Below are 21,910 nucleotides of genomic sequence, written 5' to 3' on the forward strand. Positions count from 1 at the left end.
CCGCGGCGAGCCGTCCACAGTCCGGACTCGGCGCCGGGGACGGGCGGGCCGCGGGGTAGCCTTCGGGGCATGCTGACGATCGAGCGTTCCCTGGTCGACAGGATCGTCGCGCACGCGCGCGCCGACCACCCCGACGAGGCTTGCGGGGTCATCGCCGGCCCGGCCGGGTCCGACCGTCCCGTCCGGTTCGTCCAGATGGTCAATGCCGAGCGCTCGCCGACGTTCTACCGGTTCGACTCCCAGGAGCAGCTGAAGGTGTGGCGGGAGATGGACGACCGCGACGAGGAGCCGGTGGTGATCTACCACTCGCACACGGCCACGGAGGCGTACCCGTCGCGCACCGACATCTCGTACGCGCAGGAGCCGAACGCGCACTACGTCCTGGTGTCCACCCGCGAGGAGGACGACGTGGAGTTCCGCTCGTACCGGATCCTGGACGGCGAGGTGACCGAGGAGGAAGTCGTGATCGTCGACTCCTACCCGGACGCCGAGCAGGTGTGACGGGCGCTACGGAGAGCGATGGCCGGGGCAGGTAAAGTGGGCGTTATGTGGACGAGCGGGAGCAGGACGGGCGCACGGCGCCGCGTCCCGCCCGCCGTGGTGCCCCCCGTGCAGAGCTTCCTGTTCGGGCACTCGCGCGCCGAGGTCGTCTACGACTGTTCGCCGACGCGCTGATCCTCGCCTGGAATTCCCGCGTTCCCCGCCCTGTTGCAACGGCTTGGGCGGGGAGCCCCCGTACGACCAAAAGGAGATCATCGCGATGGCGATCGAGGTCCGGATCCCGACGATCCTGCGCAATCTCACCGACGGCGCCAAGTCCGTGGAGGGCAAGGGCGGCACGCTGGACGAACTGTTCACCGACCTGGACTCGCGGCACGAGGGGCTGCGCGCCCGCCTGGTGGACGACAAGGGCCTGCGCAAGTTCGTGAACGTCTACCTCAACGACGAGGACGTGCGCTTCCTCGGCGGCCTGGACACCGAGGTCGCCGACGGCGACAGCGTCACCATCCTCCCGGCCGTCGCCGGCGGCTGACCGGCCGGACGACTACGGAGACGACGAACGACATGCGTTTCGAGTCGCTGCTGGACTCGCTCGGCGGCACGCCGCTGGTCGGGCTGCCGCGCCTGTCGCCGAGCGAGGACGTCCGGCTCTGGGCGAAGCTCGAGGACCGCAACCCGACCGGCTCGGTGAAGGACCGGCCCGCCTTCTACATGATCGACAAGGCGGAGAAGGACGGGCGGCTGACGCCGGGCTGCACGATCCTGGAGCCGACGTCGGGCAACACCGGCATCTCGCTCGCCATGGTCGCGAAGCTGCGCGGCTACCGGATGGTGTGCGTGATGCCGGAGAACACCTCGGCGGAGCGGCGGCAGCTGCTGGAGATGTGGGGCGCGGAGATCATCCCATCGCCCGCGGCGGGCGGGTCGAACGAGGCCGTCCGCGTCGCGAAGGGCCTGGCCGAGGAACACCCGGACTGGGTGATGCTCTACCAGTACGGCAACGAGGCGAACGCGCTCGCGCACTACGCGACGACCGGGCCGGAGATCCTCGCCGACCTGCCGACCGTGACGCACTTCGTCGCGGGCCTCGGCACCACCGGGACGTTGATGGGCGTCGGCCGCTACCTGCGCGAGCAGGTGCCCGGCGTGAAGATCGTCGCGGCGGAGCCCCGGTACGGGGAGCTGGTGTACGGGCTGCGCAACATCGACGAGGGGTTCATCCCCGAGCTGTACGACGACTCGGTGCTGACGACGCGGTTCTCGGTGGGGTCGGCGGACGCGCTGCGCCGCACCCGCGAGCTGCTGGAGCAGGAGGGCATCTTCGCGGGCATCTCGACGGGCGGGGCGCTGCACGCCGCGATCGGGATGGCGCGCAAGGCCGTCAAGGCCGGGGAGCGGGCCGACATCGTGTTCATCGTGGCCGACGGCGGGTGGAAGTACCTGTCGACGGGCGCGTACGGCGGCACGCTGGAGGAGGCCGAGGCGGCCCTGGAGGGCCAGCTCTGGGCCTAGCCGCGTCAGTGGCGTGATGCTACTCATATGGGCGGGTTCGCCCGGCAGCCGGTAGGGTTCGGTTCCGAACGTGGTTCTAGAATCCGGCCGGGCGGACGCCCGCCGCGCGGTGGAGCAGGGAGTGCAGATGAGCGTGTTCGCGGACGCCACCGCGGTGCGGCGGATCGAGGAGGGCCGCTACGCGGTCGACGTCCACCCCGGCTACTGCATCGGCGCGGCGCCCAACGGCGGCTACCTGATGGCGCTGCTCGGCCGCGCCGCCGTGGACGCCTCCCCGCACGCGCACCCCGTCTCGACCGCGACGAACTTCCTGCGCGTCGCGAACGCGGGCGCCCCCGCGGAGATCGTCGTCGAGCCGCGCAAGGAGGGCCGCACCGCGGCGACGTCCCTGGTCAGCCTCGTCCAGGACGGCAAGCGCATCGTGGACGCGCTCGTCACCACCGGCACCCTGGAGCCCGGCACCGACCCCGACTGGGTCGGCGAGCCGCCCGCCGTGCCGGTCCCGCCCCTCGAGGACTGCACCGGCGCCCGCCCGCCCGGCGACGAGAACGGCTTCGCCGACCACGTCGACATGCGCTTCGACCGCACCACCATGGGCTGGCTCGACGGCAACCCCAGCGGCCGTCCCGAGGTCCGCGCCTGGTTCCGGCTGCCCGACGGGCACGAGCCCGACCCGTACGTCCTCGCGCTCGCCGTCGACGCGCTGCCGCCCGTCTCGCTCAACCTCGGCGCGAACGGCTGGGCCCCGACCGTCGAGCTGACCTGGCACATGCGCGCCGTCCCCGCGCCCGGCTGGCTGGCCCTGCACGGCTCCGGACGGCTGCTGACCGGCGGCTGGTTCGACGAGGAGGTCGAGGTGTGGGACTCGGCGGGCCGGCTGGTCGCGCAGAGCCGGCAGCTCGCGCGCGTCCCCAAGGGCGGCTTCAGGTAGCCCAGGGATTTCCCCGGCGTTTCGCCCGAGAATTCCACGAGATCGGACCCGGCCCCATGGGCAGGTGTGTTTTCCGCCGGGTGGCGGTGTGATGTCCAACGCATGACGCACCTGTGGGTCCGTCCGTCGCCTAGCCTTGATGACCATGTCAGATGCCGGTTCGCCGAGCGGGGACGACCCCTCGCTCCTCCCGGCGGAGGCGCCCGCGGACCCGCTCGGGGAGTTTCCGCTGGACGCCCCGATCGGGGTCTTCGACAGCGGGTTCGGCGGTCTCACCGTGGCCCGCGCGATCCTCGACCAGCTCCCCAACGAGCCGATCGTCTACCTGGGCGACTCGGCGCGCCAGCCGTACGGGCCGCGGCCGATCGCCGAGGTCCGCGCGTTCGCGCTGGAGATGCTCGACAGCCTCGTCGACGAGGGCGTGAAGATGCTGGTGATCGCGTGCAACAGCGCCAGCTCGGCGATGCTGCGCGACGCCCGCGAACGCTACGACGTCCCGGTCGTCGAGGTGATCAATCCGGCGACCCGCCGCGCCGCCCGCGCCACCGGCAACGGGCGCGTCGGGCTGATCGCGACGCGCGCCACCGTGCAGAGCCGCGCCTACGAGGACGCGTTCGCGGCCGCCCCGCACATCGAGCTCGTCAGCGCCGCCTGCCCCCGCTTCGTCGAGTTCGTCGAGGCGGGAGTGACGGCCGGGGACGAACTGCTGGACGCGGCGCGCGAGTACCTGAAACCCGTCGTGGACGCCGGATGTGACACCCTCATCCTCGGCTGCACGCATTACCCCCTTCTTGCCGGCGTCATCTCGTATGTCGTCGGGGACGGGGTCACACTGGTCTCAAGCGCCGACGAGACCGCCAAGGACGTGTACCGAGTGCTCCACGACCGGGGACTGGCCCGCGCCGAGGGGACGCCCCCGCCGCGGCACCGCTTCCGGGTGACCGGCGACCCCGAGGTGTTCGCCGAGCTCGGGCGCCGGTTCCTCGGACCGGAGATCGGGACGGTCGAGAGCGACCTCGGCCGTGCCCTGACCGGATGACCACCTGATTCCTCGGGGGACGCAGAAGGAGGAGTGAGCGTGCGGGTCACTGTGATCGGCTGCTCCGGCAGTTACCCTGGGCCGGACAGTCCCGCGTCCAGCTATCTCGTCGAGGCCGAGGGCTTCGCCATGATCCTCGACCTCGGCAACGGTGCGCTCGGCTCGCTGCAGCGCTTCCACTCCCTGTACGAGATCGACGCCGTGTGCATCTCGCACCTGCACGCCGACCACTGCCTCGACCTGTGCGGGTACTGGGTCGCGCGGACGTACCGGCCGAGCGGCCCGCCGCCGCGCATCCCCGTGCACGGGCCGGAGGGGACGGCCGCCCGGATGGCCCGCGCCTACGACCTCGACCCCGACCCCGGGATGTCCGAGACGTTCGACTTCCGGACGCTGCGGCGCACGTTCGAGATCGGCCCCTTCCGGGTGACGACGGCGCTCATGCCGCACCCCGTCGAGGCGTACGCGTTCCGCATCGAGCACGGCGGCAAGGCGCTCGCCTACTCGGGCGACACCGGGCCGTCCGACACGCTCGTCGACCTGGCCAGGGACGCCGACCTGTTCCTGTGCGAGGCGTCGTTCCTGGAGGGCCCGTCGCTGCCGTCCGAGCTGCACCTGACCGCCCGCGAGGCCGCCGAGCACGCCGCGCGCGCCGAGGTGGGACGGCTCGTCCTCACGCACCTGGTGCCGTGGAACGACGCCGACGTGTCGCTCAAGGAGGCCAAGTCGGGCGGCTACGGCGGCGAGATCGAGCTGGCGCAGGTCGGCACCCGCTACGAGCTGTGAGCCGCCCGCGCCGCGGCACCGGCCCCGGTCGCCCGGCGCCGCTCGTCCGGCGCCGGCCGGACGTCCCGGTGTGATCGAGGAGACCCGTTCCGTGACTACGACACGTGACCGTGCGGTGCCGGGTCGGCGTTAGGGTGGTGCGCATGTCTCGCCCCGATGATCGCGCACCCGACAGCCTCCGCCCCGTCCGCTTCCAGCGCGGCTGGCTCGATCACGCGGAGGGCTCGGTGCTGGTCGAGTTCGGCGGCACCCGGGTGCTGTGCGCCGCGTCCGTCGAGGACTCGGTGCCCCGGTGGCGGCGCGACAGCGGCCTCGGCTGGGTCACCGCCGAGTACGCGATGCTGCCCCGCGCCACCAACACCCGCAACGACCGCGAGGCCGTCAAGGGCAAGATCGGCGGCCGCACCCACGAGATCTCCCGGCTGATCGGCCGGTCCATCCGGGCCTGCATCGACTACAAGGCGCTCGGCGAGAACACCGTGCGGCTCGACTGCGACGTCCTGCAGGCCGACGGCGGCACCCGCACCGCCGCGATCACCGGCGCGTACGTCGCGCTGGCCGACGCGGTGAGCTGGATGCGCGAGCGCGGCCTCGTCAAGCGCGACCCGTTCACCACCTCCATCGCGGCGGTCAGCGTCGGCGTCGTGCACGGCGAGGCGCGGCTCGACCTCTGCTACGAGGAGGACTCGGCCGCCGAGACGGACATGAACGTCGTCTGCACCGGCGACGGAAGGTTCGTCGAGGTGCAGGGCACCGCCGAGGGCGCCCCGTTCGACCGCGCCGAACTGGACGCGCTGCTCGACCTCGCGGCGGGCGGCTGCGCCGAGCTGACCCGGCTGCAGCGGGAGGCGCTCGGCCGATGACCCGCATCGTGCTAGCCACCCGCAACCAGGGCAAGATCGTCGAGCTGCGCCGCATCCTGGACGGCATCGACGTCGCGGGCCTCGCCGAGTTCCCGGACGCGCCGGACGTCCCCGAGACCGAGCCGACGTTCGAGGGCAACGCGCTGCTGAAGGCCCGCGCGATCTGCGCGCACACGGGCCTGCCCGCCGTCGCCGACGACTCCGGCCTGTGCGTGGACGAACTGAACGGCATGCCCGGCGTCCTGTCGGCCCGCTGGTCGGGCCGGTTCGGCGACGCGTCCGGCGACAAGGACGCCGCGAACCTGCACCTGGTCCTCGACCAGCTCGCCGACGCCCCGGACGGGCGGCGCGGCGCGGCGTTCGTGTGCGCGGCGGCGCTCGTCCTGCCCGGCGGCGTCGAGCACTGCGTGGAGGGCCGGATGCGCGGGACGGTCGCGCGCGCCCCGCGCGGCACCGGCGGGTTCGGGTACGACCCGGTGTTCGTCCCGGAGGGCGAGACCCGCACGACGGCGGAGCTGTCGCCGGAGGAGAAGGACGCGATCAGCCACCGCGGCCGCGCGTTCCGCGCCCTCGCCGGCATCCTCCCCGACGCCCTGGCCGCCGCCGGCCTGACCTGACCGGAGCCCGCACAGCCGCGTGCTCCGCCTCGGCGGGTCGTCCCGAGGTCGCCCCGGGGCCCTCGGCGGGGGCGGCCGGCGAGCCGCCGCCCTCCGCTCCGCAGGGTTCCGTGCGGGCGCCGTCTCAGCGGCGGACGCGGATCCGCACGAACGTTCCGTCCCAACCGGTGCGCAGCTCCATCAGGTCGACCAGCAGCCGGACGGTCCACAGGCCGAAGCCCGGCTGCAGCGCGGTGTCGGGCGGGATGAACCCGGTCAGGGGGCTGGGCGCGGGCCGCCAGCAGCCGTGGTCGCCGACCTCGCAGACGAGGTCGTCGCCGTCGGACCACACGCTCAGGCCCGCGGGCGGCGTGCCGTGCTGGAGGGCGTTCGCGGCGAGCTCGTTCACCGCGGTGATGAGGTTCAGCGTGCCGGTGCGGCCGAGGCCGTGCACGGCGGCGCGGTGCTCGACGAACGCGCGCAGCGCGTGCAGGTCGGCGCCGTCGATGACCATCTGGTCGGCGTCGGCGGGACGCTCGAAGCCGCGGGCCCGGTCGCACTCGGCGCCGAACACCTCGGGCCGCACGTACTCGTCGTTGACCCGGGAACGCCCGTCGCGCAGGACGATCGGGTGCGTGCGCTGCGCCTGCCGGACGACCTCGTCGGGCAGGGACGCCCCGTCGTAGGGGCACAGCGCGCGCGCCCCGGAGCCGCCGAACACGACGTTGATCAGCGATTCGTAGCGGATCCACTCGCGGGTCTGGAGCTCGTCCCAGCCGTCCCAGACCGGTTCGGCCAGGGCGCACACGCTGCGCGGCGCGCTGTCCTTCACGATCTGCTGGTAGTCGCGCAGGGTGTGGACCGGGTGCCGGTAGAACGCGGCGGAGTCGCGGAAGGTGATCGCGTCGCCGTGCTCGGCGAGCGTGTCGCGCAGCGCCGTCAGATGGGGTTCGCGCGCCACGGCGACGACCGTCTGACCGGCCTCCAGCCCCGCCTCCAGGAACGGGACGGTGACCTCGAGGTAGTCGTCGGTGCCCGCGTACACGAACGTCCTGTGTTCCAGCGTCATCAGGCGAGGTCCTCCGTCTCGGGCATCCGGTCGCGGCCGCGTGCCAGCCCGGGCAGCCGGTGCCAGCCGACCATCTCGATCACGTTCTCGACTTCGGGCTGCAGCCCGTCCAGGACCAGCGCGTCGTCGCCGTCGAGCGCCACGGCGTGCCGCACCAGCAGGTGCAGGCCGCGCAGGTCGATGAAGCGGAGCCGGGACAGGTCCAGGTGGACGCCCCGGCGCCGGCCGTCCGGCCGGACGCTGACCTTCGCCAGCTTCTCGGCGAACGCCGTGTGCCGCGCGGCGTCCAGTTCCCCTTCGACGCGCAGGCCGTCCGGTTCGAAGGTGCGGACGATCCGCAGGACGTTGTCCTCGTACTCGGGATCGACCTCCACGAGGACCTCGTGGGTGTCGCGGAGCGCGGCGAGCTGGTCGGGCGGGCAGGCGTGCCGGTCGATCTGGCACACCGCCATCGCCATGGTGCTGGGCGAGACGGCGTCGCCCACCCGGTGCTCGCAGCCGAGGACGCCCGGCAGGTCGGCGACGCCGGGATCGTTCAGCAGCCAGCTGTAGTCGGTGGTGAGGCGGACGGCGCGGAAGCCCTGCCCGAACGCCGACTCGACCTCGCCGGCGATCGTGTCGAGCATCCTCGCCGCTTCGAACCCGCCGCCGCGGTTGAGGCACGCGTCCCGCCGCGAGATCACCCGCAGCTGGCAGGACCGCTGGACGGCCGCCACGTCGACGCCGGCGCCGTCGCCGAGGCCGGGCAGCCGGTCGGCGGGCGCGTCGGTGACGTACACGACCTTCTCGTTCGTCGCCAGCCCCTCGCGCACGAACGGGCCGATGACCCGGTCGCGCTCCTCGAAGCCGGTGTAGGCCAGCCAGCCGTGATCGCCCGGCCGGATATCGCTCACGGGTCGCTTGGCGAACCAGGGTGTCTCCATGGCCTGCCCATCGAGGTCGTCGTGGATGCGTCCAGAGTACGCCGTCCATTGCGTTTTGGAAGCCGGTTGCACGGACTCCATCACCCTCCGTCGCCGGTTCCGGGAAGGGGACCGGGCAGGGCCAGGCGCAACCGCACCACGGTCCCCGCCGGACCCGTCCGGATCTGGACGAGCGAGCACAGCAGCCGCACGGCCCACAGCCCGAACCGCCCGCAGGTGCCCGCCTCGGACCGGCGCGGCGGGACGAGCCCGAACCCGGCGTCCGGGGGCCAGCGGCCCGCGTCGGACACCTCGCACACGAACGCCGGGTCGCCGCGCGCGTCCTCGGCGGCGTCCGTCCACATCCGCAGCATGATGGGCGGCTCGCCGTGCCGCTCCGCGTTCGTGACGATCTCTGTGACGGCGACCAGCAGCCGTTGCAGGTCCTCGTCGGGCAGCGGGGTGCGGCGGGCGTACTCGGCGACGTAGGCGCGCAGCCAGTACAGGTCCGGACGGTCGATTTTCAGTTCGTCCGCGTGGCCGGGCGGCGGCGGCAGCGGGTCGCGGTCGCACTGCGCGCTGAACGAGCCCGGGTCGACGAATCCGGGGTTGGGCACGGCGCGCGATCCCCGGACGGTCTCGGGGTGCGTCCGGCGGCCCGCCGCGACGACGCCGGGCGGCAGCGTCGCGGCGTAGGGGCACATGATCGCGGCTCCGGTCTCGCGGAACGCGATGTTGAGGATCGCCTCGACCCGCTGCCATTCGAGGACCTCCAGCGGCCGCCGGCGCGCCCACACGGGCTCGCCGAGCAGCCGCAGCCGCCGCCCCTCGCCGTCGAGGGCCTCGGCGTCGCTGAGGCAGTCGGCGAGGGTCCGCGAGGGGTGCGCGTACCAGCGGGCCGCGTCGGTGAACTCGACGCCCGCGGCGTCCGCGCCGAGGGCGTCGCGCAGCAGCACCTCGAGGCCGAGCCCGCAGACGACCTGGACGCGGTCGCCCGCCGACAGCCCCTCGCCGAGGAACGGGACGGCGCCCGCGAGGAACTCGTTCACCCCGTCGTACGGCAGTACGCGATGAGTGAAGGTCGCGCTCACGGCGCCCCCAGCGAGTTGTCGATCACGGCGTCACCGTCCGCGCGCATGCGGCGGCTCAGCGCACGGACACCCTCAAGAGTAGGCCGCCCGGCCCGTCCGCGCAGGCCCCCTTTTCAAAACCCCGGACGGCGCCGCGGCGGGAACAGGGCGGCGCGCATCGCCGGTACCTGCCGGGCCACGAATTCATCGGCCGGCATCGAGGCGATCGGCTCGATGGCGAGGAGGTAGCGGGCGAACACCACCCCGGCGAGCTGGGTGCCGAACGCGGCGGCGCGCCCGGACGCGTCGGGGCCGCCGACCGTCGCGGCGACGCGCTCGATCATTTCGTGCCACACGACGTCCCTGAGCAGCCGGGACAGGTCCGGTTCCTGGAGGGCCGCGCGCACCATCAGCGCGAGCCGGGGGCCGCCGACGGGGTCGTCCCAGGCGGCGAGCTGGGCGCGCAGGATCCGTTCGGGCAGGCCGGCGGGGTCGCCGGGCAGCGCGCCCGCCAGCACCTCGGGCGGGTTCGCCAGCAGCCCGAGCACCGCGCCGAACAGGCCCTTCTTCGAGCCGAAGAAGTAGCTGATCAGCGCGGCGTCCACGCCCGCCTCGGCGGCGATGGAGCGCATCGTCACCCGCGCGTAGCCGTCGGCGAGGAACCGGCGGCGCGCCACCGCGAGGATCTCCTCCCGGGTGTCGGGGGAGCCGCGCCGCCGCCCCCGCGATTTATTCATCATGGTTGAAATATAGCTCCGCGGTGCGCGACCTTCGAGCCATCGCAACCAAGGAGACCGTGATGACCGCCGAAGAACCCCCGGGCGTCCACAAGGCCGTGCTGCCCGCCGTGATGCTGTCCCTGGCCACCGTCGTGTCGGCGGTCGCGTCGCTCAACACCGCGCTGCCGTCCCTGGCCCGCGACCTGCGCGCCACGCAGACCGAGCTGGCCTGGATCATCGACGCCTACGCGCTCGTCTTCGCGGCGCTGCTGCTGCTCGGCGGCGCCATCGGGGACCGCTACGGGCGGCGCCGCGTCCTCGCCGCCGGACTGCTGATCTTCGGCGCGGGCTCCGCGGCCGCCGCGTTCGCCGACGACCCCGCCTGGCTGGTCGCGATGCGCGGCGTCCTCGGCATCGGCGCCGCACTGGTCATGCCCGCCACCCTCTCGACGATCACCTCGACGTTCCCGGCCCGCGAGCGGGCCCGCGCCGTCGGAGCCTGGGCGGGCGTCGCCGGGGCGAGCGCGATCTTCGGGCTGCTCGTGTCCGGCAGCCTCCTCGAGGTCTGGTCGTGGCGGTCGGTGTTCTGGATGAACGTCGTGCTCGCGGCCGTCGCGCTCGCCGCGACCCTCGCCGTCGTCCCCGAGTCCGCCGAACCGGACGCCCCGCGCCTGGACCTCACCGGCGCGCTGATCAGCGTCGCGGGCCTCGGCGCCGGCGTCTACTCGATCATCGAGGCGCCGATGGAGGGCTGGACGAGCCCGCACACCCTCGGCGGCCTCGCGCTCTCGATCGTGCTGCTCGCCGCGTTCGTCGGCTGGGAGCTGCGCCGCCCGAACCCGCTCCTCGACCCCCGCCTGTTCCGCATCCCCGCCTTCTCCGCCGCGACCCTCTCGATCACCGTGCAGTTCTTCGCGTTCTTCGGCTTCGTGTTCATCGTCCTGCAGTACCTGCAGATCGTGAAGGGCGACGGCCCGCTGCTCGCGGCGGCCAGCCTGCTCCCGCTGGCCGTGGTGCTGATGCCGTCGGCCCGGGTGATCGCGCCCCGCCTCGCCGCCCGGCTGGGCCACCGCCGCGTCGTCACCGCGGGCCTGCTCCTGGTGGCCCTCGCGATGGCCGTGTTCTCGTTCCTCGACGCCGGCAGCTCGTACTGGCTGCTGCTCACCGGCCTCGTCCCGCTCGGCGCCGGGATGGGCCTCGCGATGACCCCCGCGACCGCCGCGATCACCGACGCCCTCCCCGCCGCCAAGCAGGGCGTCGGCTCGGCCGTGAACGACCTCGCCCGCGAGCTCGGCGGCGCGCTCGGCATCGCCGTCCTCGGCAGCGTCCTGCAGTCCGCCTACCGCGCCGACCTCGACCTCGCCGGGGTGCCCGCCCGCGTCGCCGAGCAGGCCGAGTCGTCCCCGGCGGTCGCCGCGCAGCTCGGCCCCCGCGTCGCCGAGCAGGCCCGCGACGCCTTCGCGACCGGCATCGGCACCGCGTTCCTCTACTCCGCGATCGCCCTCGCGGTCACGGCCGTCCTGGTCGCGGCCATGCTCCGCGGACGCCCCGCCCCCGCGGCCCCCGGGCCCGGTGCGCCGCGGACGGAGGAGAACTCGATGCCGGTGTGATCGTCCGAGCCGCTAAGCTGAACGCGCCCCCCTCGCGGGGGCGCGCGCGGGTGTGGCGAAACCTGGTATACGCGGCAGGTTTAGGTCCTGTTGGTGGAGACACCGTGGGGGTTCGAATCCCCCCGCCCGCACCCGGAACCCTTCTCGTCCCCGGCCGTGACGAAGGGGCCAGGATCTCGGCGGGCCCGTCGCCCTCCTCCTCCGCCGGCCCGGCGGCCTAGAGTCCATCCGTATGGACGGTGGACAGATCGGACGTTCTGGGCCGGGGAGTCGCCCGTGACCGCACTGCTGTGGGCGGGCGCGGCGGGCGCGTGGGGGTTCGTCGTGACGTTCCTGCTGGACGGCTGGACGCGCCCGGGCTACCGGCCGGTGCGGCACCCCGTCAGCGCGCTGGCCCTGGGCCCGCGCGGATGGCTGCAGACCGCGAACTTCGTGCTGTGCGGCGTCCTGGTCACGGCGGGCGCGGTCGCCGTCGCGGACGCGCTGGACAGCGCCGCCCTCGCGGGCGCCATCGCGGTGTTCGGCGCGTCGCTCGTGGCGTCGGGGATCTTCCCCATGGACGCCATGCGCGGCTATCCCCCGGGAGCCCCGGACGGGACGCCGGAGGACACGTCCGCGCGCCACCGGCTGCACGACCGGGCGGGGGCGGTGGTGTTCGGCTCACTGCCGGTCGCGGCCGTCATCGCGGCGTTCGCCGTGCCCGACGCCGCCTGGAAGTGGTACTCGGGCGTGACGGCCGCGCTCTTCGCCGCCGGATTCGCGGCGTTCGGGCAGGCGTGGGAGAACGATTCCCGGTACGCGGGCCTCGTGCAGCGCGCGACCATCATCGTCGGCTGGCTCTGGCTGGGACTGCTGTTCGGGCACGCGGCCGCCTAGCCGGGCGCCCCGTCTGCGGGGGCGGAGCGGGTCAGACCGAGAGGTCGCGGCGGAGGCGCTCCACGTGGCCGGTGGCCTTCACGTTGTAGTACGCCTTCTCGATCACGCCTTCGGGGTCGATCACGAACGTCGAGCGGATCACCCCGACGACGGTCTTGCCGTACAGCTTCTTCTCCCCGTAGGCGCCGTAGGCCTTCAGCACCTCGTTCTCCGGGTCGGAGAGCAGCGGGAAGGTCAGGCCCTCCTTCTCCCGGAACTTCGCCAGCTTGGCGGGCTTGTCGGGGGAGACGCCGACGACCGCGACGCCCGCGGGCTCCAGTTCCACGAGACTGCTCTGGAAGTCGACGGACTCCTTGGTGCAGCCCGGCGTCATCGCGGCCGGGTAGAAGTACAGGATCACGCGCTTGCCGCGCAGCGACGCCAGCGACACCGGGTTCTCGTCGGCGTCGGGGAGCTCGAAATCGGGGGCGAGGTCCCCCGGCTGCAGCCGCTCGGACACGTGTTCCGCCTTTCGCTCGGGAAATGCCTCCAACCGTACCGGGTGGGTGTGTCGGGCGTTCGCGGGCGAGACCTGCAAGACTGTTCGGATCATGCGTCGACCGACATGGTGAGGACACGGCATGGCTGACAGGGGCCGCGACCCGGAGGCAGTGGAGCGGGAGATCGAGCGCACCCGCGAGGAGCTCGCGCGCAACATCGACGAGCTCGCGGACCGGCTCAACCCGAAGCACATGGCCCAGCGGGGGACCGAGCGGCTGAAGGAGGAGGCCGGGATCGTCGCGCAGGCGATGGGCTCGCTCGTCCGTCCCGCCGAGGGCGAGGACGGCGAGCCCGGGCAGCTCGATCAGCGCGTCGTGCTGGCCGGGGTCGGCGCGGCGGTCGCGCTGACCGCCCTGGTCCTGTGGCGCCGGAGCCGCAAGCGCCGCCGCTGAACCCGCTCCCGAACCCCCGAGGCGCCGGTCCGCAGCACGCGGGCCGGCGCCTCCGACTTGCGTCAGGCGAACTGGGGCAGGTGGGCGCGGTGCGCGGCGAGGCCCTCGTCGAGGATCCGTTCGGCCGTGTGCTTGGACCGGACGAACGGGTGCGCCATGAGGGCCTGCAGGGCGGTGCGGCGGTCGCCGGTGACGGCCGCGTCGGACGCGAGCCGCTCGTAGGCGTGGATCGCCTGCGTGAGCCCCCGGACGGGCGCGGGCAGCGGGCCCATCGTGAGCGGGACGGGCCCGGAGCGGCCGACGAGCGCGGGCGTCTCGACGATCGCGTCGTCGTCGAGGGACGACACGGCGCCGCCGTTCCGGGTGTTGACGATCATGCGGCGGTTCTCGTCGCGGTGCAGGGCGCAGATGACGTCGACGGCGAACTCGCCGTGCTCGCCGCCGCCGCGCTCGCGGGACGGGTCCGGGTCGGGCGCGCGGGACTCGGCGTCGATCCGCTCGTAGTAGGCGGGGAGCATCGCGAGGATGTCCTGCGCCCGCGTGGTGCCCTTCTCGCGGAGTTCGCGGACGACGTCGTCGTGGAAGAAGTAGTACTTCGCGTAGGAGTTCGGGAGGAACCCGAGGGCCTTCGCGAGTTCCACCATGCGGGACGGGTCGCGCCACGGGGTCGCGCCGCCGCCCGGGACGTCGAGGTCGGCGAGGAGGCGCGGCAGGTCGAGTTCGGTGCCGTCGAGACGGACGCGCGACGCCCACGTCGCGTGGTTGAGGCCGATCCAGTCGGCTTCGAGACGGTCGAAGGGGAGGCCGAGGAGGCCGGCCCACATCTCGGTGTCGCCGGCGAACTGGTCGCAGAGCCCGATGACGCGCGCGCCGGTCGTCCGGGCGACGGCGTCGGTGACGATGTTGGTGGGGTTCGTGTAGTTGACGATCCACGCGTCCGGCGGCGCGGCGCCCGCGATCTCCAGCAGGACGGGCACGGAGCGCAGGGCCATCAGGAACCCGCCGGGGCCCGCGGTCTCCTGCCCGACGACGCCGTGCTTCAGCGGGATCGACTCGTCCAGGTGCCGGGCCGCGAGCCCGCCGGGACGGAACGTCGTGAACACGTAGGAGGCGCCGTCGAGGGCCGCCTCGAGGCCGGTGTGCGCGGTGACGGTGAAGGACGCGCCGCGCGCGGCGAACATGTTCCGTGCGAGGCGCGTCATGACGTCCAGGTGCGGGGCGTCGATGTCGTGGCAGGCGAGTTCGGTGCCCGCGAGGTCGCCGGCCCGGTGCAGCAGGCCCCGGATCACGCCCGGCATGTAGCCGCTGCCCGCGCCGATGATGGCGATCTTCACGCGGTCACGCGTCCAGGTCGGGGGCGGTGGCGGTGAAGCGGGCCTCGACGGCGGCGCGGACGGTCTGCCGCGCGGGTTCGAGGTCGATCGGCTCGGGTTCGCCGGCGGACTCGGGGGCGCCGTACGCGGCGGCGAGCCGGACCGGCACCGGGCCGCCGGCGTCGGCGCGGCCGAGGCCCTCGTCGGACAGTTCGAGCAGCCCGGTGAGGCGGGCGCCGAGGGCGTCGGCGTAGCTGCGGGCGCGGGCGACGGCCTCCTGCGCGGCCTGCCGGGCGGCGCGCGCGTACACCTCGCTGTCGCGCCGCAGGTCCCAGTCGGGGCCGTGGACGTAGGTGCGTTCGAGGTCGCCGAGCCGGGCGACGAGCTCGCCGAGGACGGCGAAGTCGCGGATCACGAGCTTGATCCACACGGTGCCCTGGTAGGCGCGGACCTCGCCCTCGCGGCGCCGGTGCCGCAGCAGCGGGGTGATCGACAGGCCGCCGGTCTCCAGCCGCTCGACCGCGTCGCCGTAGGAGCGGACGAGTTCCAGGCAGCGGTCGTTGCGCTCGGCGAGCCGGTCGAGCGCCCCGCGGCGGTCGTCCTCCTGCGACTGGACGTGCACCGACAGCCGGGCGATCTCGGGCTCGACCTCCAGCACCGCCTCGCCGCGCACACTGATGACGGGTACGTCGCTCATACCCGCCAACCTAACCCGTCCTCAGAGGAACGTGCGGCCCTCGCCCCGATAGGTCGGGACGGTGCGGACGAAGCCGTCGCCGTCGATCAGGTGGACGGTGTCGAACCGCTCGCACAGCTCGCCCGCCTTGGTGTGCCGGAACCACACGCGGTCGCCGATCCGCAGCCGGTCGGCGGCGTGTCCGAGCAGCGGCGTCTGCACCTCCCCGGCGCCCTCGTCCGGGTTGTACGACAGGCCGGTCGGCAGGTGGGGGACGGGCAGCCGGATCGGGTCGCCGGGGCCGGACGCGAGGTAGCCGCCGCCGAGGACGGTCACGACGCCGGGCCCCGGGCGCCGCACCACGGGGAGGGCGAACAGCGCGGCGGGCCGTCCGGTGAAGTTGGAGTACTGGTCGAACAGGTGCGGGTGGTAGAGACCGGACCCGGCCGCGACCTCGGTGACGGCCCGCTCGGCGACCGTCTTCTCCACGCTGCCGGTGCCGCCGCCGTTGACGAACTCCAGGTCGGTCAGGCCGCGGACGGCCCGGACGATCGCCGCGCGCCGCCGCGCGAGCTCCAGCCGGGACCGCTGCTGCATGGCGCGGATGACGCGGCCGCGCGCGGGCCGTCCGGGCGGCCGGTCGCCGACGCCCGCGATCTGCGACTCGTAGGCCATCAGCCCCACGAGGTCGAGGGCGGGACGCTTGAGGATCTCCTCGGCGAACGCGGCGACCTCGGCGGCGGTGCGCAGCGGGGAGCGCAGCGCGCCGATCCGGACCCGCCCGCCGAGCGGACGGTACGACGCGTCGATGTCGATGCAGACGCGGATGCGGCGGTCTCCGGCGGCCCGCTCGATCATGTCGAGGTGTTCGGGGCAGTCCACCATGAGCGTGACGGTGCGGGCGGCGTCGCTCGCGGCGAGCTCGGCGAGGGCGGTGCGGTCGGCGGTCGGGTAGGCGACGAGGATGTCGTCGCCGAGGCCCTCGGCGGCGAGCCACAGCGCCTCGGGGAGGGTGAACGCCATGATCCCCGCGAACCCGTCCATCGCGAGGACGTCCTCCAGGAGCGCGCGGCAGCGGACCGACTTGCTCGCCACCCGGATCGGTTTGCCGGCGGCGCGGCGGACGAGGTCGGCGGCGTTGGCGCGGAAGGCCGCGAGGTCGACGACGGCGAACGGCGCCTCGAATCCGGCCGTCGCGGCGTCGTAGCGGTCCCGGAGGTTCATGGGGCCCACATTGCCACATCCGGCGACAAATGTGAAAACCTCTCACGTCGTGTCCGGGACGCTGGTCAGCCCTTGATCGGCCCTTGCTCAGCCCTTGCGCGGGTGGTCGGCGAAGAACTCCCACAGCCGCTCGCTCGCGCCGGACGGCCACTCGTGCGTCCCGCCGACGATCTTGCAGAACGTCACCGCGACCCCGTCCGGTCCCTTGCCGGTGCTCGTGCACGTCCCGTTCTCGCCGAGGCCCGGGACCTTCTCCTTCGGTTCGGGCAGCCCCGCACGCTTCCGCCAGAAGTCGACGGCCCGCGACACCGGCGGGAAGGGCCGCTTGTCGTTGAAGTCGCGGTCCCCGCCGCCGTCGAAGGGGACGTTGGCGTCCTCGGTGCCGTGCACGATCATCGCCGACACCGGTTCCGACGGCTCGCAGTCGGTGACGAGCGCCCCCTCCACGGCGCCGATCGCCGCGACCTTCCCCGGCTCGCGGCACGCGAACTTGTACGCCATCCCGGCGCCGTTGGAGAACCCGGTCACGTACACCCGGTCCGGGTCGGCGAGCCCCGCCTCCGTCAGCTTGCCGATCAGCTCGGACAGGAACTCCACGTCGTCGATGCCGCCGATCTTCGCGGCGCCGCAGCAGTCGCCCGCGTTCCACGTGGTCATGAACCCGTTGGGGTAGGCGACGAGGAAGCCGTGCTCGTCCGAGAGCCCGCTGAAGCCCGTCCGCTCCTCGGCCCGGTTCATGTCCGCCAGCCCGCCGTGCAGGGCGAGGACGAGCGGGGGCGGCTCGGCGGGCCGGCCGTCCCGCCACGCGCCGTCGGCGACCTTCGGCGGGACGTGCAGCAGGTACTCGCGGTGGCCGAACGCGTCGACCTTCAGCTTCTGCTTGTGCGTGCCCGCGCCGGTCGGGATCCCGTCCACCTTCGCCGGGCGCCCGCCCTTGCCGGGGTCGCCGCCGCCTCCGTCGTCCGAGCAGCCCGCCACCAGGAGGGAGATCGCCACCGCCACGAGCAGGATTCGCCGCATGGCAGGCAAAGTAACCCTAAAAGGCGGCAATAAACTACTCACTGGTAGTAGTGCGGGCGAGGCGCACGTCCCGCGTCGCCGCGTCCGCGGCGGCGAAGTCGAGCATCCGCCGCGCCTCCGCCTCCAGTCCCGCGGCCTCCGCCGCCGACGGCTCCGCGTACGTCCGGACGGTCAGGACGGCCGCGTCGCGGTCCCGCGCGAGCTCCCACTCGCCGCCCGTGAAGCCGTCGAGCAGCACGATCCCGGGAATCGGCCGGCGCTTCGCGTACTTCTGCGCCCGGTAGGCATCGGTGACCACCAGCGACCGGTCGGCGTGCGACAGCAGCAGGTTGTCGAAGTCGTACAGCAGGCGCGGCGGCGCGGGCGTCGCGGGGTCCGGGCGCGGGGCGTCGGGCAGGTCGAACAGCTCGCGCCCGCTCGCCTCGTCGGTGAACGTCGCCAGCCGGGGCCGCAGCCCCTCCACGACGCCCTTCAGCCGCGTGAGCCCCGACCACGTCTGCACGTCCATCACGCTCGCCGGGCCGAACGCGGCGAGGTAGCGCAGGACCAGTTCCTCGAGGGAGGCGTCCGCGGCGAGCGGCCGCCCGAGCCACGACTCGGCGGTGGTGTGCGCGATCGGCCCGCTCTTCCCCCACACGCCGCGCGGCGGCACCTGCACCAGCGCCATCCGGTTGCGGGCCGCGTACGCCAGCGACGCGGGCGGACGCTCGCCCCACCCGGCCGCGCGCCCGTGCTCCGCGAGCGCCGCGCCGAGCCGCCCGCCCGTCAGCGGCCCGGCCTCCAGCAGCGGACGGGCGGCGGCGACGAGCTCGTCCATGTCCAGGCCCTCGACGGGCTTGCCGTGCGTGAAGTTCTTGAACAGGTCCCGGTCGAGGACGGGCTGGATCAGCGGCCGCAGCCACAGCGCGTCCCGCGCGCTCACCAGGTGGATCGTCGACCGCATCAGCGCCAGCCGGACGAGTTCGCGGTCGACGAGCAGGTCCGCGATGTCGCCCGGCGTCACGCCGTCCAGCCGCGCGCCCAGGCCGGCGTACCAGGAGTGCGGCGTCTGCGCCTGGAGTCCGGCGAGCCGCTCGACGGCCGCCACCACGGGGATCGAGGCCCGGTCGAGGAGCATCTGGCGGGACAGCAGCGCGCGGTTGCGCGCGCGCAGGGTGAGCAGCGGCGACATGTGGACCATTCTGTCGCTTCGGCCCCGCCATGTCCAGAACGGAACGCTCTGTTCTGACAATCGGCTTCCCCGGCCGCCTCGTGGGAGACATGCGGGACTTCTTCCGCAAGGTGGGCCGAACCCGGCGCGGCGGCGCCGCCGCACCCGCCCGTCCCGTCCTCGCGGGTCCCGAACATGCCCGCGACCTGCGGGTCCGGCGTCCGGACCGGGGCTCGGCGGCGTAAGCTCGGGGACCGAAAAGCCGGATCGTGGCGAGAGAGAGATCGTGAAGCAATACGTCCTGACCCTGTCGTGCCCCGACCGGCCCGGAATCGTCGCCGCGGTCTCCGGGCTCCTCGCCGAGCGCGGGTGCAACATCGTGGAGAGCCAGCAGTTCGGCGACCCCGAGTCCGGCACGTTCTTCATGCGGGTCCAGTTCGCCGCGCTTCCCGACACCGACCCGGACGGGCTGCGCGGCGCGTTCGCGTCGCTCGTGCCCGAGCTGGGGCTGGAGTGGCAACTGCACGACCTCGCCGAGAGGCCGCGCGTGCTCATCATGGTGTCCAAGGGCGGGCACTGCCTGAACGACCTGCTGTTCCGCCACCGGTCCGGGCTGCTGGACATCGACGTCGTCGCGGTCGCGTCCAACCACCCCGACCTGCGGCCGCTCACCCAGTCGTACGGGATCGACTACCACCACCTGCCGGCCGGGTCCGGCGGCAAGCCCGCGCAGGAGGCCGAGATCCTCGCGCTGGTCGAGCACTACCGCGCCGACCTGGTCGTCCTCGCCCGCTACATGCAGATCCTGTCGGACGACTTCTGCGCCAAGCTCCCCGGGCAGATCATCAACATCCACCACTCGTTCCTGCCGAGCTTCAAGGGCGCCCGGCCCTACCACCAGGCGCACGCGCGTGGCGTCAAGGTGATCGGCGCGACCGCGCACTACGTCACCGCCGACCTGGACGAGGGCCCGATCATCGAGCAGGAGGTCGCGCGGGTCGACCACACCCACAGCCCCGAGGAGCTCGTCGCCGTGGGACGGGACGTCGAGTGCCTCGCGTTGGCCCGCGCCGTCCGGTGGCACTCCGAGCACCGCGTCCTGCTCAACGGCGACCGGACGGTCGTCTTCCGCTGACGCCCGGGCGGCGATCCGCCCCCCACGTCCGGTGATCTTGCGCTGACGTGCGTAAATGTCGGCATGGCGTGTTTCACTCCCCGTGTTCTTCGGTCACGATGAGCAACGACGTCCGATGTGGCTCACGGGGGTGGCTGTGACCGAGACGCTGGTCAAGGACCTGATTCGGGAAGCGCAGAACGAGAGGCGGGCACGGCGCCTGGCGGTCCGCGAGTTTCGGCCGCGCCGGGCGTTCGCCGGGCTGACCGCCGCGCTGCTGCTCACCGCGCTCGGCGGCGTCGCGGCCGTCGAGCTGCTGGCGGCGGCGCTCGGCTCCGGAGTCCATCCGATCCCCGGCGCCGACCGCGTCGTGGACGCCCTGCACCGGCTCCCGTGGAGCGACCCGGCCGTGACGGCCGCGGCCGCCGCGACCACCGCGCTCGGGGTCGCACTCGTCCTCGCCGGGCTGCCGGGACGGCTGCGGGCCGTCCCGCTCGCCGGGGCGGACGCGCGGCTCGTCGGCGGGCTCGGCCGCGGCTACCTGCGGCGGGCGGTCGCGGTCGCGGCCCTGCGGGTGCCCGGGATCGAACGCGCGCGCGTCCGCGGCCCCGGCGTGCTGCGGCGGCGGATCGTCGTGCGGGTCAAGACGCCGTACCACAACCCCGCCAACCTGGCGGACCTCGTCGCCGACGCCGTCGGCGAGCGGCTGGACTCGATCGAGCCGATGCGGCGGCCGCCCGTGGACGTCCGCGTCGGCTACCGCCGGGGCTGAGGGGAGACGCATGCGGATCGCGATCACGGCGACCGGGGCCGTCCTGGCGGGCTGCGGCGCCGCGGCGCTCGCCCTCGGGCGCGGCGCCTTCGGCCTGGCGGACGCGCCGCCCTTCCATCCGGCGCTGGTGGCGTTCGCCACCGACAGCCTCTGGTTCCTTCCGGTGCTGACGGGCCTCGCCGAGGCGGCGGCGCTGAGCGGGCAGCTATGGCTGATCATGCAGCTCCGGTCGGCCGTCCAGCAGTGGCGGCCCGACCTGGACGCCCGGACGCGCGACCGCGCGCGGGCGGCCGCGGGCGACCTCGACCGGGACGCGCGGAGCCTGCCGGGCGTCGCGGACGTCCGGATCCGGCTGACCGGGAGCGTGCACCGGCCGCGGCTGCGGATGACGGTGGTGTGCGCGGGCGACGCCGTGCTGGGCGAGGTGTACGGGGAGCTGGGCGCCGGACCCGTGGAGCGGTACCGGCGGGCGGTCGGGATGCCCGACCTGCCCGCCGTGATCCGGTTCCGGCTGACCTTCCCCCGCCCCGACCGGCGCCGACCGCGCCTGGAGACGGCCTGAGGCCCGGCGGGCGGGTCCGTCGCGTCCGTCGCGTCCGTCGTGTCGGCGGGGTCCGCCCGGGACTGGCATTGTGGGGCGCATGGGCACACCACGCGCGGTGCGCGCCGCGGACGCGGCCATCGAGGTGATCGCGGACGAGGGGCTGCGCGGGCTGACCCATCGCGCCGTGGACGCCCGGGCGGGACTGCCGCCGGGCAGCGCGAGCAGTTGCTACCGCACCCGGTCGGCGCTGCTCGGGGCCGTCCTGGAGCGGATCGTCGAGCTGGACGAGGCGGCCCTCGACCGGCTCCAGCCCGTGCCGGGCGGCGCACCGGACGACGCGGTGGCCGCGCTCGCCGACCTGCTGGAGTACTGGCTCGGGCCGGCGCGGCAGCGGACGCGGGCGCGGCTGGAGCTGTACCTCGACGCGGCGCGCCGCCCGGAGCTGCGCCCGCATCTGGAGCGGGCGAGCCTGCGGTTCCTGCACCGCGCGCGGGCCGGGCTGAACGACGCGGGGGTGCCCGACCCCGAGCGCGCCGCCCGCCTGCTGGTCGCGCAGCTCGACGGCGTCCTCTACGAGGCCCTGGCCCGTCCCTTCTACGGCCCGGCCGACCGGGCGTGGCTGGTCCGGGCGGCCGAGGCGGCCGTCGCGACCCTCCTGCGCTGAACCCGGACCCGGCCCGCTCGGGCGGCG

Annotated in this window: 26 protein-coding genes and 1 tRNA gene; 17 read left to right on the top strand and 10 right to left on the bottom strand. The window is 73.9% G+C overall.

The genetic code is table 11. The features are described 5' to 3' along the window. The first annotated feature begins 69 nt into the window (after positions 1 to 69). The 9 genes from ACFQ11_RS11140 to rdgB all read left to right on the top strand — a co-directional run bounded on the left by ACFQ11_RS11140 (position 70) and on the right by rdgB (position 6,249). Entirely contained in the window at positions 70 to 501 is a 432-nt protein-coding gene (locus ACFQ11_RS11140; RefSeq protein ID WP_378297959.1) for a M67 family metallopeptidase, read from the top strand. A 45-nt stretch (positions 502 to 546) separates the two neighbouring features. Further along, positions 547 to 675 carry a hypothetical protein gene (locus ACFQ11_RS11145; protein ID WP_267898570.1) on the top strand — a complete coding sequence of 43 codons (129 nt, stop codon included), beginning with the start codon at positions 547 to 549 and terminating at the stop codon, positions 673 to 675. Between the two features lie 85 nt (positions 676 to 760). After that, positions 761 to 1,033, top strand: coding sequence for a MoaD/ThiS family protein (locus ACFQ11_RS11150; protein WP_378297961.1), 273 nt, complete (start codon positions 761 to 763; stop codon positions 1,031 to 1,033). A 32-nt stretch (positions 1,034 to 1,065) separates the two neighbouring features. Then, positions 1,066 to 2,013: a PLP-dependent cysteine synthase family protein gene (locus tag ACFQ11_RS11155; protein WP_378297963.1), complete on the top strand. Its 948-nt coding sequence runs from the start codon at positions 1,066 to 1,068 to the stop codon at positions 2,011 to 2,013. Between the two features lie 70 nt (positions 2,014 to 2,083). Beyond that, a complete protein-coding gene (locus ACFQ11_RS11160; RefSeq protein WP_378297965.1) occupies positions 2,084 to 2,944 on the top strand; it encodes a thioesterase family protein in 861 nt (286 codons plus the stop codon). 139 nt (positions 2,945 to 3,083) lie between these two features. Beyond that, the gene (murI, locus tag ACFQ11_RS11165; protein ID WP_378297967.1) at positions 3,084 to 3,983 is read left to right on the top strand and encodes a glutamate racemase; all 900 of its coding nucleotides are present in this window, start codon (positions 3,084 to 3,086) and stop codon (positions 3,981 to 3,983) included. Between the two features lie 39 nt (positions 3,984 to 4,022). Continuing rightward, positions 4,023 to 4,769, top strand: coding sequence for an MBL fold metallo-hydrolase (locus ACFQ11_RS11170; protein WP_378297968.1), 747 nt, complete (start codon positions 4,023 to 4,025; stop codon positions 4,767 to 4,769). A 143-nt stretch (positions 4,770 to 4,912) separates the two neighbouring features. Further along, positions 4,913 to 5,632, top strand: a complete 720-nt coding sequence (gene rph / locus ACFQ11_RS11175) for a ribonuclease PH (RefSeq protein WP_378297970.1) — start codon at positions 4,913 to 4,915, stop codon at positions 5,630 to 5,632. Next, positions 5,629 to 6,249 carry an RdgB/HAM1 family non-canonical purine NTP pyrophosphatase gene (rdgB, locus tag ACFQ11_RS11180; RefSeq protein WP_378297972.1) on the top strand — a complete coding sequence of 207 codons (621 nt, stop codon included), beginning with the start codon at positions 5,629 to 5,631 and terminating at the stop codon, positions 6,247 to 6,249. The genes rph and rdgB overlap by 4 nt, the downstream gene beginning before the upstream one ends. Before the next feature lie 124 nt (positions 6,250 to 6,373). On the opposite strand, the gene ACFQ11_RS11185 is transcribed toward rdgB, so the two are convergent. The 4 genes from ACFQ11_RS11185 to ACFQ11_RS11200 form a co-directional block, all read right to left on the bottom strand. Next, positions 6,374 to 7,297, bottom strand: a complete 924-nt coding sequence (locus ACFQ11_RS11185; RefSeq protein WP_378297974.1) for an anti-sigma factor RsbA family regulatory protein — start codon at positions 7,295 to 7,297, stop codon at positions 6,374 to 6,376. After that, a complete protein-coding gene (locus tag ACFQ11_RS11190) occupies positions 7,297 to 8,190 on the bottom strand; it encodes an MEDS domain-containing protein (protein WP_378297975.1) in 894 nt (297 codons plus the stop codon). Before ACFQ11_RS11190 ends, ACFQ11_RS11185 begins: the two co-directional genes overlap by 1 nt. 110 nt (positions 8,191 to 8,300) lie before the next feature. Next, a complete protein-coding gene (locus tag ACFQ11_RS11195) occupies positions 8,301 to 9,290 on the bottom strand; it encodes an anti-sigma factor RsbA family regulatory protein (RefSeq protein ID WP_378297977.1) in 990 nt (329 codons plus the stop codon). 113 nt (positions 9,291 to 9,403) lie between these two features. Continuing rightward, a complete protein-coding gene (locus tag ACFQ11_RS11200) occupies positions 9,404 to 10,009 on the bottom strand; it encodes a TetR/AcrR family transcriptional regulator (RefSeq protein ID WP_378297978.1) in 606 nt (201 codons plus the stop codon). Between the two features lie 59 nt (positions 10,010 to 10,068). Between ACFQ11_RS11200 and ACFQ11_RS11205 the strand changes: the two genes are divergently transcribed. The 3 genes from ACFQ11_RS11205 to ACFQ11_RS11215 all read left to right on the top strand — a co-directional run bounded on the left by ACFQ11_RS11205 (position 10,069) and on the right by ACFQ11_RS11215 (position 12,474). Continuing rightward, a complete protein-coding gene (locus ACFQ11_RS11205; protein WP_378297980.1) occupies positions 10,069 to 11,598 on the top strand; it encodes an MFS transporter in 1,530 nt (509 codons plus the stop codon). 46 nt (positions 11,599 to 11,644) lie between these two features. Beyond that, positions 11,645 to 11,729 (top strand) — tRNA-Leu (locus ACFQ11_RS11210). A 145-nt stretch (positions 11,730 to 11,874) separates the two neighbouring features. Continuing rightward, positions 11,875 to 12,474 carry a DUF998 domain-containing protein gene (locus ACFQ11_RS11215; protein ID WP_378297982.1) on the top strand — a complete coding sequence of 200 codons (600 nt, stop codon included), beginning with the start codon at positions 11,875 to 11,877 and terminating at the stop codon, positions 12,472 to 12,474. A 31-nt stretch (positions 12,475 to 12,505) separates the two neighbouring features. Here the strand turns inward: ACFQ11_RS11215 and bcp are convergent, their stop codons facing one another. Then, positions 12,506 to 12,973, bottom strand: coding sequence for a thioredoxin-dependent thiol peroxidase (gene bcp, locus ACFQ11_RS11220; protein ID WP_378297984.1), 468 nt, complete (start codon positions 12,971 to 12,973; stop codon positions 12,506 to 12,508). Positions 12,974 to 13,094: 121 nt separating this feature from the next. Here bcp and ACFQ11_RS11225 point away from each other — a divergent pair, with 121 nt between their 5' ends. Continuing rightward, positions 13,095 to 13,406 (top strand): DUF3618 domain-containing protein, encoded by a 312-nt coding sequence (locus ACFQ11_RS11225; RefSeq protein ID WP_378297986.1) that lies wholly within the window; start codon positions 13,095 to 13,097, stop codon positions 13,404 to 13,406. A gap of 62 nt (positions 13,407 to 13,468) precedes the next feature. On the opposite strand, the gene ACFQ11_RS11230 is transcribed toward ACFQ11_RS11225, so the two are convergent. The 5 genes from ACFQ11_RS11230 to ACFQ11_RS11250 form a co-directional block, all read right to left on the bottom strand. Next, on the bottom strand, positions 13,469 to 14,740 hold the full coding sequence (locus ACFQ11_RS11230; protein WP_378297988.1) for a family 4 glycosyl hydrolase: 1,272 nt from the start codon (positions 14,738 to 14,740) through the stop codon (positions 13,469 to 13,471). Positions 14,741 to 14,744: 4 nt separating this feature from the next. Continuing rightward, complete coding sequence (locus tag ACFQ11_RS11235; RefSeq protein ID WP_378297990.1) at positions 14,745 to 15,416, bottom strand: SIMPL domain-containing protein; 672 nt, start codon at positions 15,414 to 15,416, stop codon at positions 14,745 to 14,747. 21 nt (positions 15,417 to 15,437) lie between these two features. Then, positions 15,438 to 16,619 (bottom strand): amino acid deaminase/aldolase, encoded by a 1,182-nt coding sequence (locus tag ACFQ11_RS11240; protein WP_378297992.1) that lies wholly within the window; start codon positions 16,617 to 16,619, stop codon positions 15,438 to 15,440. Between the two features lie 87 nt (positions 16,620 to 16,706). Beyond that, positions 16,707 to 17,639: a CE1 family esterase gene (locus tag ACFQ11_RS11245; RefSeq protein WP_378297994.1), complete on the bottom strand. Its 933-nt coding sequence runs from the start codon at positions 17,637 to 17,639 to the stop codon at positions 16,707 to 16,709. 34 nt (positions 17,640 to 17,673) lie between these two features. Continuing rightward, complete coding sequence (locus tag ACFQ11_RS11250; protein ID WP_378297996.1) at positions 17,674 to 18,810, bottom strand: winged helix DNA-binding domain-containing protein; 1,137 nt, start codon at positions 18,808 to 18,810, stop codon at positions 17,674 to 17,676. Between the two features lie 265 nt (positions 18,811 to 19,075). On the opposite strand from ACFQ11_RS11250, the gene purU reads away from it, so the two are divergent. The 4 genes from purU (at position 19,076) to ACFQ11_RS11270 (ending at position 21,883) form a co-directional block, all read left to right on the top strand. Continuing rightward, complete coding sequence (purU, locus tag ACFQ11_RS11255) at positions 19,076 to 19,924, top strand: formyltetrahydrofolate deformylase (RefSeq protein WP_378297998.1); 849 nt, start codon at positions 19,076 to 19,078, stop codon at positions 19,922 to 19,924. Between the two features lie 136 nt (positions 19,925 to 20,060). Continuing rightward, complete coding sequence (locus ACFQ11_RS11260; RefSeq protein WP_378298000.1) at positions 20,061 to 20,675, top strand: DUF6286 domain-containing protein; 615 nt, start codon at positions 20,061 to 20,063, stop codon at positions 20,673 to 20,675. A gap of 10 nt (positions 20,676 to 20,685) precedes the next feature. Continuing rightward, positions 20,686 to 21,237, top strand: a complete 552-nt coding sequence (locus tag ACFQ11_RS11265; protein ID WP_378298002.1) for a hypothetical protein — start codon at positions 20,686 to 20,688, stop codon at positions 21,235 to 21,237. A 79-nt stretch (positions 21,238 to 21,316) separates the two neighbouring features. Further along, positions 21,317 to 21,883 (top strand): TetR/AcrR family transcriptional regulator, encoded by a 567-nt coding sequence (locus ACFQ11_RS11270; RefSeq protein WP_378298004.1) that lies wholly within the window; start codon positions 21,317 to 21,319, stop codon positions 21,881 to 21,883. Positions 21,884 to 21,910: the final 27 nt, after the last annotated feature.

Origin of the sequence: Actinomadura sediminis, from assembly GCF_042675525.1 — a bacterium.
GTDB lineage: Bacteria > Actinomycetota > Actinomycetes > Streptosporangiales > Streptosporangiaceae > Spirillospora > Spirillospora sediminis.